Source organism: Hydrogenophaga luteola (assembly GCF_042648585.1).
Lineage (GTDB): Bacteria > Pseudomonadota > Gammaproteobacteria > Burkholderiales > Burkholderiaceae_C > Hydrogenophaga > Hydrogenophaga luteola.
Map to the genome: position 1 here is coordinate 135605 of NZ_JBHRXX010000010.1, position 13522 is coordinate 149126.

14 protein-coding genes are annotated in these 13522 nt (G+C 67.8%); 7 read left to right on the forward strand and 7 right to left on the reverse strand.

The window, feature by feature from the left end:
* Positions 1–57 precede the first annotated feature (57 nt).
* The 5 genes from ACFOPI_RS22480 to ACFOPI_RS22500 all read left to right on the forward strand — a co-directional run bounded on the left by ACFOPI_RS22480 (position 58) and on the right by ACFOPI_RS22500 (position 5526).
* On the forward strand, positions 58–1308 hold the full coding sequence (locus ACFOPI_RS22480) for an ABC transporter substrate-binding protein (RefSeq protein ID WP_382179810.1): 1251 nt from the start codon (positions 58–60) through the stop codon (positions 1306–1308).
* A 103-nt stretch (positions 1309–1411) separates the two neighbouring features.
* Positions 1412–2695, forward strand: coding sequence for an ABC transporter substrate-binding protein (locus ACFOPI_RS22485; RefSeq protein ID WP_382179147.1), 1284 nt, complete (start codon positions 1412–1414; stop codon positions 2693–2695).
* A complete protein-coding gene (locus tag ACFOPI_RS22490; protein ID WP_127804206.1) occupies positions 2692–3570 on the forward strand; it encodes a carbohydrate ABC transporter permease in 879 nt (292 codons plus the stop codon). Before ACFOPI_RS22485 ends, ACFOPI_RS22490 begins: the two co-directional genes overlap by 4 nt.
* Positions 3560–4420, forward strand: a complete 861-nt coding sequence (locus ACFOPI_RS22495) for a carbohydrate ABC transporter permease (RefSeq protein ID WP_382179152.1) — start codon at positions 3560–3562, stop codon at positions 4418–4420. The genes ACFOPI_RS22490 and ACFOPI_RS22495 overlap by 11 nt, the downstream gene beginning before the upstream one ends.
* Before the next feature lie 5 nt (positions 4421–4425).
* Positions 4426–5526: an ABC transporter ATP-binding protein gene (locus ACFOPI_RS22500; protein WP_382179155.1), complete on the forward strand. Its 1101-nt coding sequence runs from the start codon at positions 4426–4428 to the stop codon at positions 5524–5526.
* Between the two features lie 4 nt (positions 5527–5530).
* Here ACFOPI_RS22500 and ACFOPI_RS22505 read toward each other — a convergent pair whose 3' ends face one another.
* From ACFOPI_RS22505 to ACFOPI_RS22535, 7 genes are all read right to left on the reverse strand, one after another.
* Positions 5531–6901 (reverse strand): sensor histidine kinase, encoded by a 1371-nt coding sequence (locus ACFOPI_RS22505; protein WP_382179158.1) that lies wholly within the window; start codon positions 6899–6901, stop codon positions 5531–5533.
* A complete protein-coding gene (locus ACFOPI_RS22510; protein WP_066258045.1) occupies positions 6898–7602 on the reverse strand; it encodes a response regulator transcription factor in 705 nt (234 codons plus the stop codon). Before ACFOPI_RS22510 ends, ACFOPI_RS22505 begins: the two co-directional genes overlap by 4 nt.
* A 24-nt stretch (positions 7603–7626) precedes the next feature.
* Positions 7627–8037, reverse strand: a complete 411-nt coding sequence (locus tag ACFOPI_RS22515; protein ID WP_382179162.1) for a hypothetical protein — start codon at positions 8035–8037, stop codon at positions 7627–7629.
* A 9-nt stretch (positions 8038–8046) separates the two neighbouring features.
* A complete protein-coding gene (locus tag ACFOPI_RS22520; RefSeq protein ID WP_382179165.1) occupies positions 8047–9360 on the reverse strand; it encodes a multifunctional CCA addition/repair protein in 1314 nt (437 codons plus the stop codon).
* A 44-nt stretch (positions 9361–9404) separates the two neighbouring features.
* Complete coding sequence (locus ACFOPI_RS22525; RefSeq protein ID WP_382179168.1) at positions 9405–10283, reverse strand: PhzF family phenazine biosynthesis protein; 879 nt, start codon at positions 10281–10283, stop codon at positions 9405–9407.
* Positions 10284–10314: 31 nt separating this feature from the next.
* Positions 10315–11001, reverse strand: a complete 687-nt coding sequence (locus ACFOPI_RS22530) for a glutathione S-transferase family protein (protein ID WP_382179171.1) — start codon at positions 10999–11001, stop codon at positions 10315–10317.
* Between the two features lie 98 nt (positions 11002–11099).
* Positions 11100–11423, reverse strand: a complete 324-nt coding sequence (locus tag ACFOPI_RS22535) for a metal-sensitive transcriptional regulator (protein ID WP_382179174.1) — start codon at positions 11421–11423, stop codon at positions 11100–11102.
* A 230-nt stretch (positions 11424–11653) separates the two neighbouring features.
* Between ACFOPI_RS22535 and ACFOPI_RS22540 the strand changes: the two genes are divergently transcribed.
* The gene (locus ACFOPI_RS22540) at positions 11654–12232 is read left to right on the forward strand and encodes a DUF302 domain-containing protein (protein ID WP_382179177.1); all 579 of its coding nucleotides are present in this window, start codon (positions 11654–11656) and stop codon (positions 12230–12232) included.
* A 51-nt stretch (positions 12233–12283) separates the two neighbouring features.
* Positions 12284–13513 (forward strand): OmpP1/FadL family transporter, encoded by a 1230-nt coding sequence (locus ACFOPI_RS22545; RefSeq protein WP_382179180.1) that lies wholly within the window; start codon positions 12284–12286, stop codon positions 13511–13513.
* The last annotated feature ends 9 nt before the right edge of the window (positions 13514–13522 follow it).

Consider the following 13522-nt stretch of genomic DNA (forward strand, 5'->3'; position numbering starts at 1 on the left):
ATGGTTCCGCGCCGTGCACGCCCTCGCGTGCGGCGTCCCTTCTTTACTGGAGACATGATGATGAAACTCTCGAAACTCGCCACCGCCGTTGCCTTCGTGATGGCCGGCTCCGCCGCCGTCGCTGGCGAGGTGGAAGTCCTGCACTGGTGGACCTCGGGCGGTGAGGCCAAGTCGGTGGGCGAGCTCAAGAAGATCATGCAGAGCAAGGGCCACACCTGGAAGGACTTCGCCGTGGCCGGCGGTGGTGGTGACGCCGCCATGACCGTGCTGAAGAGCCGCGTCGTCGCCGGCAACCCGCCCGCCGCCGCCCAGATCAAGGGCCCCGGCATCCAGGAATGGGCGAACGAAGGCGTGCTGGCCAATCTGGACGCCGTCGCCAAGGCCGAGAAGTGGGACAGCCTGCTGCCCGGCGTGGTCGCCGATGTCATGAAATACAAGGGCAACTACGTGGCCGCGCCGGTGAACGTGCACCGCGTCAACTGGATGTGGGCCAACGCCAATGTGCTGAAGAAGGCCGGCGTGGCCAGCGCGCCCAAGACCTGGGACGAGTTCTTCGCCGCCGCCGACAAGGTCAAGGCCGCCGGCCTGATTCCTGTGGCCCACGGTGGCCAGAACTGGCAGGACTTCACCACCTTTGAATCGGTGGTGCTGGGCGTCGGTGGCGCCAAGTTCTACCAGGACGCCCTGGTCAAGCTGGACCAGAAGGCCCTGACCAGCCCGACCATGACCAAGTCGCTGGAAACCTTCCGCAAGATCAAGTCCTACACCGACCCCGCCGCCCCGGGCCGCGACTGGAACCTGGCCACGGCCATGGTGATCCAGGAGAAGGCCGCGTTCCAGTTCATGGGTGACTGGGCCAAGGGCGAGTTCACCGCCGCCGGCAAGGTGCCGGGCAAGGACTACATCTGCGCCGCCGCCCCGGGCACGGGCAACGCCTACACCTTCAACGTCGACTCGTTCGCGATGTTCAAGCTCAAGGACGCCGCCGCCCAGAAGGCCCAGGGCGACCTGGCCGCCGCCATCATGGGCAACGAGTTCCAGGAAGTCTTCAACCTGAACAAGGGCTCCATCCCGGTCCGTCTGGGCATGAAGATGGACAAGTTCGACGACTGCGCCAAGCTCTCCAGCAAGGACTTCGTCGACACCGCCAAGAGCGGTGGCCTGGTGCCCTCGATCGCCCACGGCATGGCGGTCAGCCCGGCCGCTGAAGGCGCCATCAAGGACGCCGTCAGCCAGTTCTGGAACGACGACAAGATCTCGGTCGCCGACGGTGTGAAGAACATCGCCAAGGCCGCGACCACCAAGTAAGTCCCGTCCGGTGCCACACCCGGTTTTCATCCGCCCCGTCACCGGGGAGGGTGGGACGGGTGTTGCCCGCCGGACGCCCGCCACCCCTTCTCCTCGCTTCACCATGCTCCATCACCAAGGCTTCCGTCGCGTGTGCGCGCCGCTGCTGGCGTCGCTGTTGCTGGCCGCCGGCTCCGGTGTCCGGGCGGGTGAGGTCGAGGTGCTGCACTACTGGACCTCGGGTGGCGAGGCCAAGTCGCTCGCCGAACTCAAAGGCCTGATGGCCCAGCGCGGCCACAGCTGGAAAGACTTTGCGGTGGTCGGCGGTGGCGGGCAGAACGCCATGGACGTGCTCAAGGCCCGTGTGCTGGCGGGCAACCCGCCGGCCGCGGCCAACATCAAGGGCCCGGCGATCCAGGAGTGGGCGGCGCTGGGCGCGCTGACTAACTTGGACGCCATGGCCTCCTTCGACCGCTGGGACGAGGTGCTGCCCAAGGTGGTGGCCGACCAGATGAAGCACAAGGGCCGCTACGTGGCCGTGCCGGTCAACGTGCACCGGGTGAACTGGCTCTGGGCCAACGCCGAGGTGCTGCGCCAGGCGGGCGTGAACGAGGCGCCGCGCAATTTCGACGAATTCTTCAAGGCCGCCGACAAGGTGCGTTCGGCCGGTCTGATCGCCCTGGCCCACGGTGGCCAGGACTGGCAGGACTTCACCACCTTCGAGTCGGTGGTGCTGGGCGTGGGCGGTGCGAAGTTCTACGACGCGGCCCTGGTGAAGCTGGATGCGCAGGCCCTGGGCAGCGACACCATGCGCCGTTCGCTCGACACCTTCCGGCGCCTGCGCGGCTATGTCGATGCCGCCTCGCCCGGCCGCGACTGGAACGCCACCACCGACCTGGTCATCAAGGGCAGGGCGGGCTTCCAGTTCATGGGCGACTGGGCCAAGGGCGAGTTCCTCGCCGCCGGCCAGCAGCCGGGCAAGGACTTCCGCTGCTTCCCGGCGCCCGGCACGGCCGAGGCCTTCACCTACAACGTCGATTCCTTCGCCATGTTCCAGCTCAAGGCCTGGGAGGCGCAGAAAGCCCAGGGCTACCTGGCCTATCTGCTGATGGGGCAGGACTTCCAGGAGCGCTTCAACCTGCGCAAGGGCTCGATCCCGGTGCGGCAGAACGTGGCCATGGACAAATTCGACGAATGCGCCAAAGTCTCCGCCCAGGACTTTGGCAAGACCGCCAAGGCCGGCACCCTGGTGCCCTCGGTGGCCCATGGCATGGCACTCGCCCCGGGGCAGCAGGCGCAGATGCGCAAGCTGGTCTCGGATTTCTGGAACAACCCGCAGATGTCGGTCAATGACGCACAGAAACAACTGCTGGCCCTGGCGGCCGGCCCACAGAAGTCCCCGCAATGAAATCCTTTGAAAACCTGCTGCCCAAGCTGGTGATCGCACCGGGCTTCGTGCTCGGCTTTGCCTTCATCTACGGGCTGATGATCTGGAACGGCGTGCTGTCCATGACCGGCTCGCGCATGCTGCCCAACTACGAGAACTTCGTGGGCCTGGAGCAGTACGCGCAGCTGTGGACCATGGACCGCTGGTACGTGGCCCTCAAGAACCTGGGCATCTTCAGCGTGCTCTATGTTGGCGGCTCGATGCTGGTCGGCATGGTGCTGGCGATCTTCCTGGACCAGAAGATCCGCGCCGAAGGCTGGCTGCGCACCATCTACCTCTACCCCATGGCGCTGTCGTTCATCGTGACCGGTACGGCCTGGAAGTGGATCCTCAACCCCAGCGACGGCCTGCAGAAGCTGATGCACGATCTGGGCTGGACCAGCTTCAATTTCGACTGGCTGGTGCAGTCCGACTACGCCATCTACTGCGTGGTGATCGCGGGCATCTGGCAGTCGGCCGGCTTTGCGATGGCGCTGTTCCTGGCCGGCCTGCGCGGCATCGACGACAGCATCATCAAGGCGGCCCAGATCGACGGCGCCTCGCTGCCGCTGATCTACTGGCGCATCATCCTGCCCATCCTGCGCCCGGTGGTGTTCTCCACCATCCTGGTGCTCTCGCACCTGTCGATCAAGAGCTTCGACCTGGTGATGGCCCTCACCGCCGGCGGCCCCGGTTACGCCACCGATGTGCCCGCCACCTTCATGTACACCATGAGCTTCACGCGCGGCCAGATCGGCCTGGGCGCAGCCAGCGCCACCATGATGCTGGCGACCGTGGCGGCCATCGTGGTGCCCTATCTGTACAGCGAACTGCGGAGCAAGCCCCATGACCGCTAAATCCCTGACCTTCGGCCGGGTGTTCACCTACGGCCTGCTGCTGGTGGCGGCGCTGTTCTTCCTGGCGCCGCTGTACGTGATGGTCGTCACCTCGTTCAAGGACGCCGACCAGCTGCGCGCCGGCAACCTGCTGAGCCTGCCGACCTCGCTCAACCTGGACGCCTGGCACCTGGCCTGGAACACCGCCTGCACCGGCGTCGACTGCCGCGGCCTCAAGCCCTACTTCATGAACTCCGTGTTCATGGCGGTGCCCGCGGTGCTGATTTCCACCGCCTGGGGCGCCATCAACGGCTACGTGCTGTCCATGTGGAAGTTCCGCGGCTCGGAGGTGCTGTTCGGCTTTCTGCTGTTCGGCGTGTTCATGCCGTTCCAGGTGGTGCTGCTGCCCATGAGCCAGGTGCTGGGCTGGCTGGGGCTGTCCAGCTCCATCGGCGGGCTGGTGCTGGTGCACTGCCTGGCCGGCATGGCCGGCACCACACTGTTCTTCCGCAACTACTACACCGCGGTACCGCGCGAACTGGTGAACGCCGCGCGCATCGACGGCGCGGGCTTCTGGCGCATCTTCTGGCGCATCGTGCTGCCGATGTCCACGCCCATCATGATGGTGACGCTCATCTGGCAGTTCACCAACATCTGGAACGACTTCCTGTTCGGCGTGGCCTTCAGCGGCGCCGACAGCAAGCCGGTGACTGTGGGCCTGAACAACATGGCCAACACCACCAGCAGCGTCAAGAACTACAACGTGGACATGGCCGCGGCGATCATCGCCGGCCTGCCCACCATGCTGGTCTACGTCCTCGCGGGCCAGTACTTCGTCAAGGGTCTGACGGCCGGCGCCGTCAAAGGTTGAATCACATGGCTTCTCCACTCCACATCAAGGGCATCCGCAAGGCTTTCGGCAAGGGCGACAAGGCGGTCGAGGTGCTCAAGCGCATCGACATCGACGTCGCGCCGGGCGAGTTCCTCATCCTGGTCGGCCCCTCGGGCTGCGGCAAGTCCACGCTGCTGAACATCATTGCCGGCCTCGAAGAGCCCACCGAAGGCGAGCTGCACATCGGCGGCAAGAACGTGATCGGCATGCCGCCGGCGCAGCGCGACATCGCCATGGTGTTCCAGAGCTACGCGCTCTACCCGACCATGAGCGTGGCCGACAACATCGGCTTCGCGCTGGAGATGCGCAAGGTGCCCAAGGCCGAGCGCGAGAAGCGCATCCAGGAAGTGGCGGCCATCCTGCAGATCCAGCACCTGCTGGACCGCCGGCCGGCCCAGCTCTCGGGTGGACAGCGCCAGCGCGTGGCCATGGGCCGTGCCCTGGCGCGCGACCCGCAGCTGTTCCTGTTCGACGAGCCGCTGTCCAACCTGGACGCCAAGCTGCGCGTGGAGATGCGCGCCGAGATCAAGCGCCTGCACCAGCACAGCGGCATCACCACGGTGTATGTGACGCACGACCAGATCGAGGCCATGACCCTGGGCAGCCGCATCGCGGTGATGAAGGACGGCATCCTGCAGCAGATCGGCACGCCCGACCAGATCTACCGCCGTCCGGCCAACACCTATGTGGGCGGCTTCATCGGCTCGCCGACCATGAACTTCATCAACGGCCGTGTCGAGCGCGCCGGTGAGGGCGGCCGCTTCGTGTTCGAAGGCGGCGCGCTGGACATTCCCTGCCCGGAAGGCCCGGAGGCCACGCTGGGCCAGCGGCCCGAGCACATCCACCTGAACGCCGACGCCAGCTGGCGCGGCGAGGTGGTGCTGGTGGAGCCGACCGGCGCCGACACCTACGTGGTGGTGAAAACGGCTGTGGGCCTGATCACGGTGCGCGAGGCGGCCAACACCAAGGTGGCGGTGGGTGACAACGTCGGCATGACGGTCAGCGGCCGTCACAACAACTGGTTCGACAAGACCACGGGCGCGCGCATCACCGAGATGGATTCGAGTTCGCTGTTCGTCGGCTGAAGGCTCAGTTCAGTCGCAGAACCACCCGCAGCCCATGGGGTTGCAGGTGTTCGGCCGTCGCCTCGCCGCCGTGGCGGCGAGCGATCTCGCGGACGATGGCCAGCCCGAGGCCACAGCCGCCCGGCAGCTCGCTGGCGCGCCAGAAGCGCTGGAACACATGGGCCATGTCGGCCTCCGACAGGCCGGGGCCGTTGTCCTCCACCAGCAGGCGCGTGCGCTCGCCGTCGGCCTCGACCTTGAGCGTCACCGCGCTGCCGCGTGGCGTGTAGCGCAGGGCGTTGTCGATCAGGTTGGCCATGGCCTCGCGCAGCTGCAGCGCGTCGCCCTCCACCATGCGGTGCTCCTCGCCCTCGAAGCCCAGGTCCACCCCGGCGGCCACCGCGCGCGGGGTCCATTCCCGCGCCACGTCGCGCGCCAGGGCCGCCAGATCCAGCGGCTCGCGCCGCGCCGTGGTTTCGGTACGGGCCAGTGTGAGCAGCTGGTGCACCAGGTGGGCGCTGCGTTCGGCGCCGGTGCGCACCTTGGTCAGGCGTGCGCCCAGCACCGGGTCGCTGTTCTCGCGCTGCGCCAGCTCGACCTGGCTGATCAGCCCGGCCAGCGGCGTGCGCAGCTGGTGCGCCGCATCGTTGATGAAGCGCTTCTCCTGGTTCACGTTGCGCGCCACCTCATCCAGCAGGCCGTTGATGGCCTGCACCAGCGCGTGCACCTCGTTGGGCGCCTGCGTCATGCCGATGGGCGAGAGTGCGTTGACCGAGCGGTTCTCCAGCTGGGCCGTCAGTCGCGTCAGCGGCGCCAGGCCGCGCTGGATGCCGCCGTACACCGCCAGGCTCAGCAGCACGCCGGCCGCCAGCAGCGGAGCCAGCATGTCGGCGATCAGCTCGCGCGCGATGCGCTGCTGCACCGCCAGGCTCTTGCCGACCTGCACGCGCAGGGTCTGCGGCGCATTGACCTCGCCGTAGTTCACGTCCAGCGCCACGATGCGCAGCGGCTTGCCGTCGATCTCGGAGGCGTAGAGCAGGGGCTCCTCGGTGCCGACCGTGCCCTCAGGCGGCTGCGGCAGTGTCTGGTTGCCGAGCAGGAACTGACCCGGTGGCGAGGACACCATGTAGCTGATGCGGTCCTTCGGGTCCTGCTCCAGCACGTCCTGCGCCGCGCGTGGAAAGTCGATCAGCAGGCCCGAGCCGATGGGTTTGACCTGGCGTGCCAGCGCCCGCACCGACTGGGTCAGCGACTGGTCGATGCCCTTCTCGGCGTAGGACAGCGCGATGCGGTAGGCCAGCAGGCCGCCACCGGCCCAGAGCACCAGCTGCGGCAGCAGCAGCCACAGCAGCAGCTGGCGCCGCAGCGAGAGCCGGGTGGTGGTCGCGGCCGTCATGGCGCGCCGGTGTTTTCCAGCAGGTACCCGAGGCCGCGGATGTTGCGGATGTTCAGTGTCGAGCCGGCGAGCTTGCGCCGCAGGCGGTGCACGTAGACCTCCAGCGCGTTGGAGGTCACCCCTGTTTCGCCGGGGTCGGACTGCCAGACCGCCAGCACATCCTCGCGACTGACCACCTGGCCGCTGTGGCGCACCAGCAGGTCCAGCAGCGACCACTCGCGCTGGGTCAGGTCGATCACCTCGTTGCCCAGCCAGGCGCGCGGCAGCACCGGGTCCAGCCGCAGCGTGCCTGGCGCGGGCGGTGGCGGCACCTGCGGGCTGGGGCCGAAGGCCGGCAGGCTGGCACGGCGCAGCATGGACTGCAGGCGCGCCAGCAGCTCGTCGCGGTTGAAGGGTTTGGTGAGGTAGTCGTCGGCGCCGGCATTCAGGCCCTCGACCCGGTCCTCGATGCCGTCGCGCGCGGTCAGGATCAGCACCGGCAGCGCGGGCAGGCGCTGGCGCAGGCGGCGCAGCACGGTCAGGCCATCCACCCTGGGCAGGCCCAGGTCGAGCACCACGCCTTCGTAGGCCTCGGTGTCCAGGCGGCTGAGCGCCTGCTCGCCATCGACCGCGGTGTCGATGCGGTGACCGGCCTGCATGAGCTGGGCACTCAGGCCGTCGCGCAGCAGTTCGTCGTCTTCAACAATCAGCAAATGGGCCATGCGTCCGATTATCCGGCGAGCGGCTCAGCCGTCCTGCATGTCCCAGCGGAAGCCGCAGCGCTTGCAGCACACCGGCACCAGCCGCCGCGCATCGCTGCGGGCGTCGTCCGGCACCAGCAGCAGGCCGTAGGCCTTGCACTGGCCGCAGTTGGCCTGGTTGGCCATTTCCTCGGCGTGCATCAGCAGGTAGAGGTAGCGCCGCAGCGCCCACAGCGCGATCGCCGCACAGGCCAGCACGAAGCCCGTGTCCAGCAGCTTCTCGCCCCAGCTGCCACCCTGGAAGGCCTCGAAGCTGGCGATCAGGGCCACCGAGGCCAGCAGCGCCAGCGCCATGTGGGCGTGGCTGGAGAGCAGCTCCCGTTCGTACCACTTGCGGAACCCGTAGCGGCGGATGCCGTCGGCCAGGGTGGGGTTGAACGGGTTGCGCTGGGCCATGGCCGTCTCCTAGGTCGGGCTCTCCGCTTTCAGCGCCTGGGCCACGGCGGCCGCGCGGGCGGCGTGCAGGGCCTGGGCGATGCGCGGGCCGGCGTCGGCCGCGGGCAGATCGGCAACATTCTCGCGCGATCGCCCGATCTGCTGCATCACCTGGCGAGCAATGACCCCGCTGTCGACCGTCTGCGCCGCGCGCAGCGCGCCCTGCATCCGTTCGCGCTGGGGATAGGCCTGTTCCTCAAAGCCCAGGCGCCCCCGGGCGTCGCACTCGCAGGCCAGCAGCACCTCGTCAAAACGCTCCGGGCGGCGGATCGCGTCGCAGCGCTCCAGCAGCCGCAGCAGCGCCGCCGCACCCAGCCCTTCGCAGCGGTGGATGTGGCCGTGTTCGCGCGCCACCACGTCGGCCAGTTCCCGGCATTCGCGCGGCACGCGCCAGCGCTCGCACACGTCCTTGAGCAGCTCTGCGCTGCGCACTTCATGGTCGATGTGGCGTGGCAGCACGTCGGCCGGCGTCGTGCCCTTGCCCAGGTCGTGGCACAGGCAGGCGAAGCGCACCGGCAGGCTGGCGCCCAGGCGGGCGCTCATGTCCAGCACCATCATCAGGTGCACGCCAGTGTCCACTTCCGGGTGGTAGTCCGCGCGCTGCGGCACGCCCCAGAGCCGGTCCACTTCGGGCAGCAGCCGCACCAGCGCGCCGCAGTCCCTGAGCACCTCGAACATGCGGCTGGGCCGCTGCTCCATCAGGCCGCGCGAGAGCTCCTGCCAGACCCGCTCGGGCACCAGGTGGTCGACCTCGCCGTCTTCGACCATGTGTGCCATCAGCGCCTGCGTGTCGGGCGCGACTGTGAAGTCGGGGAAGCGGGCGGCGAAACGCGCCAGCCGCAGGATGCGCACCGGGTCTTCGGCGAAGGCGCCGGTGACGTGGCGCAACACGCGGTTCTGCAGGTCGCTCCAGCCGCCGTAGGGGTCGATCAGTGCGGCGCGCGCCGGGTCGTCGGACTCGGCCTGGGCCACCGCCATCGCGTTGATGGTCAGGTCGCGCCGCGCCAGGTCCTGTTCCAGCGTGACGCCGGGGTCGGTGTGGAAGGCAAAGCCGTGGTAGCCGGGGGCGGTCTTGCGCTCGGTGCGGGCCAGCGCGTACTCCTCGCGCGTCTGCGGGTGCAGGAAGACCGGGAAGTCCTTGCCGACCGGCAGAAAACCCTGAGCCGCCATGGCCTCGGGCGTGGCCCCAACGACCACCCAGTCGCGGTCCACGTGGGCAGCGGCGGCGGTGTCGCGGGCGAGCAGGGCGTCGCGCACGGCGCCGCCCACCAGGTAGATGTCCATGCCGCAAGTGTAGACAGCGGCCTGCCTCCCACCAGCGTGCGCGGTCAGACCTCCAGCACCATCGACCGGCTGATGCGGCCAGTACCACCGGCCATCAGGCGGGTGATGCGGCCTTGCTCGTGTTCCAGCACCACCCGGATCAGGCTCGGCGACGGGGGGTGCATTAACCAGCCTTGCTCGATGAGCAGCACCCGATCCGGGACGCCCAGCACGTCGTGCAGCAGGCAGGCCAGCGGCCCCGCTGCCATGCCGGTGCCTGCCTCCTCGGGAATGCCGAACCGGGGTGCGAACATGCGCGCGCCTGCATGGCGACCCGGACGCTGCGTTTCCGTGGTGAAGGCGTAGAAGCCGATCAGGTCCAGCTCGTCACTGATGGCCTGCACCAGGTCCTGCCGGGGGGTGAGGTTGGCCAGGGCACGCGCGTCCGGCAGGGCGACCAGCAGAAAGGCGTTGCCCGTGCTGACCACATGCGGGGCCACCCCACCTGTTCCCTGCGCTGGCAGAAGTCCCAGGGACGACGCGATCCGGGCGCCCAGCTCCGATGCGGGGTCGACACGGGTGTAGGTCGGCGCGGTCTGCTCCATGAAGGCCATGTCGCCGTCCAGCAGGATGTCGCGGGGACCGTCCACCGTCTCCTTCGAGAAGCGGCCTTCCCCGAGCACGCCCTGTTGTCGGAGCAGGGAGAAGGTGGCGATGGTCGCGTGCCCGCAGTGGGCGATCTGTCGCGTAGGCGTGAAGAACTCCAGCCTGACGGAGGCCATCTGCGACGCCGAAACGAACGCGGTCTCGGACAGGCCCACCTGCCGCGCAATCGACAGTTTCTGGGCCGCGGTCAGCGCGTCAGCGTCCAGCACCACGCCGGCGGGGTTGCCGCCGCCGGGGGCATCGGGGAAGGCGTTGACGATGTGAACGGCGACCTGCATGGGGTCCGTCCTGTGGTCGCGTCGGCTGGCGTCAGGGCCGGCTGCGGTAGGGCTCGTCGAAGTCGATGAAGTCGTGTTCGGCCAGGGCCTGCTGGACCCAGGTCTGCACCGCCGGCAGCTGGTGCACGCGGTCCACGTACGCCGCCACTGTGGGGCTCACGGGCAGGGCGTAGGTGCGGATGCGCGAGCACACCGGGGCGAAGTAGGCGTCGGCGATGCCGAAATCGCCGAACAGCATCGGCCCGCCGTGTTCGGCCAGCAGGCCGGTCCACATGGCTTCAAGCCGCGCGATGTCGGCGCGCACGCCGGCCTGGTCGCGCCAGACGATGCGGCCGGCCTCGGGCAGCGAGGCCTCGATGTTCATCGGGCAGTGGCTGCGCAGGGCCGTGAAGCCGCTGTGCATCTCGGCGCAGACGCTGCGTGCCCGCGCACGGGCCTTCGCGTCGGACGGCCACAGGTGCTTCTCGGGAAAACGCTCGGCCAGGTACTCGGCGATCGCCAGCGTGTCCCAGACCACGAAACCTTCGTCCACCAGCACCGGCACCTTGCCCACCGGGTTGATGGCTGCAACCACCGACTTGAAGGCCGATTGCGCATCGAACGAGTCGAAGCGCACCATTTTTTCTTCAAAGGGGATGCCGGCCCCGGTCAACAGCACCCAGGGGCGCATGGACCAGGACGAGTAGTTCTTGTTGCCGATGTAGAGCTGCAGTGCCATGGGTTCCTCCAGTTGAGATCCCGCATGGTAGGGCGCTGGCCGCGGGCCATTGATGACAAAGAGGCGGCCGATTGATTCGCCGCCTGCCGACAAGGGGGTCAGGCGTATTTTTCGAGGATGCGGGTCGAGCGCTCGACCTCGCGGATGGTCTGCTCTTCCGAGTCCGACACCGCGACGGCCTCCATCACCGAGCAGGCCATCATCCGGTAGAAGGCCTTGTCCATGGCCTTGCGCGCAGCCGACATCTGCTGGGCCACGTCTTCGCAGGAGCGCCCGCTTTCGACCATGTCGATCAGCCCCCGCACCTGGCCTTCAATGCGCTTGAGGCGGTTGACCACGTCGCGCTGGTGTTCCGAACGGAAGGCGGATGCCGCGGCGTCGGTGGACGACGTCGGCTTGGTTTTGGCAGAAGTGCTGGCCATGTTGTGTCTCGGTTGGATGGGACCGGGGGAGTGTGCCAAAAAACCCCGGGCACGGGTGCCGCCCGGCGCGATGCTTTGGGAGTGGTATCGAAATTACCCTACCCCCTAGGGTAATCGCCGATGGCGATATTCGGATGCACGGATACGGTGTGGTCTGTCGGTGGCGTTGACAAATGTCAGGTCGGCGCCGCGGTCCACCTCTCATTCATTCGCCCTTCGAGGACATTTCCATGCGCATCTGGACACGAATTTCTGTTGCATCGGCCTTGCTGGCCACCGCGCTTCTGACCACCGGCTGTGGCACGGTCGCGACCATCGGCAAGCTCGAGGACGGCGCCGGTGGCGAGGCCTCCCGCATGTGGGACCGCTGGGTCGAGGGCAACGGGGACATCGCCGTCGCCACCACCTGGGAGCGCAAGGTCAAGCCGGGGGTGACGGCCAAGGACATCGAAGAAATCCTCAAGCTGGTGGCGGTGGAGCGCAACATGCGCGACGTCGGCGTGCTGCCGCTGTCCAAGGAGCTCGAAGCCCGCTCTGGCAAGAAAGAGAAGCTGCTGACCGTGTATTCCTACTGCAGTCCGGCCACAGCCCGCAAGATGGTGGACTTCAGCCCGCACATGGCGGCCTACCTGCCCTGCCGCATCAGCGTGGTGGAGCACGACGACGGCAGCCTGTGGCTGTACACGCTCAACATGGACATGATGGTCAAGATGGGCCGCAAGCTGCCCTCGCCGCTCAAGGAAGAAGCCTGGGCGGTGCGCGAGACCATCTGGCAGATGATGGAACGCGCCTCCAAGGGTGAGTTCTGAGCGCCTGCCCCGCCGCGTTCCCATCCCCCACGACCACAACGGAGACCACCCATGAACGTTCGCATGCATGTCTTGCGAGGTGCCACCCTGCTCGCGCTGAGCGCCGTCCTGCCTCCCGCCCAGGCCACCAATGGCTACTTTCCCCACGGCTTCGGCCTCAAAGCAAAGGGTATGGGCGGCACCGCCGTGGCCCAGTCGCACGACGCCTTCGGCGGCGTGAACAACCCGGCCTCGGTGTCCTATGCCGGCAACCGCTGGGACCTCGGGGCCGAGGTGTTCATGCCCAAGCGCAGCGCCACCGTGAGCACCCCGATGGGGGCGATGGAGGTCAAGAGCGGCAAGGACAGCTTCCTGATCCCGGAGCTGGGGTTCACCACCAGGCTCTCGGGCCCGCTGTCGGCGGGGCTGACGGTTTATGGCAACGGCGGCATGAACACCGAGTACCCGGCGGTGTTCCCGGGCAACAGCAACTTCATGTGCAGCAGCCCGACCACCTGCGGCACCGGCAAGCTGGGTGTGGACCTGATGCAGCTGATCGTGGCGCCCACGGTGTCGTACGAGGTGGCCCCCGGTCATGCGCTGGGTGTGTCGCCGCTGCTGGTGTACCAGCGCTTCAAGGCCCAAGGTCTGCAGGCCTTCGGCATCAACAACCCCGGCACCGACGACAGCACCGGCATCGGCCTGCGCCTGGGCTACATGGGCAAGTTCGGCGACGCGGTCACCATCGGCGCGTCTTACTCGCCCAAGATCGCCATGGGCCGCTTCAAGAAGTATGAGCGCCTGTTCGCCGAGCGCGGCGACTTCGATATTCCCGAGAACTACGCGCTGGGCGTGGCGTTCCAGGTCAGTCCCGCGGTGCAGGTGGCGCTGGACTACTCACGCATCAACTACAGTGGCGTGAAGGCCATCGGCAACGCGAGTCTGGCGAACTTCGGCAACGGCTTCGGGGCCAGCAACGGCCCGGGCTTCGGCTGGAGGGATGTGGAGGTGGTGAAGCTGGGTGTGCAGTGGCAGCTGAACCCGCAGTGGACGCTGCGCGCCGGCTACAACCAGGGCACCAACCCGGTGACCTCACCGGACGTGTTCCTCAACACGCTGGCGCCGGGCGTCATCAAGTCGCACCTCACCCTGGGGGCGACCTACAGCCTGTCGGCCAAGGACGAGCTGACCTTCGCGGCCTGGCACGGCCGCAAGAACACCGTGAGCGGCTCAGCGCCTGCCCCGACCACCATCGGCATGAGCCAGAACGGCTTCGGTCTGCAGTACAGCCGTCGGTACTGAGGCGTCGCG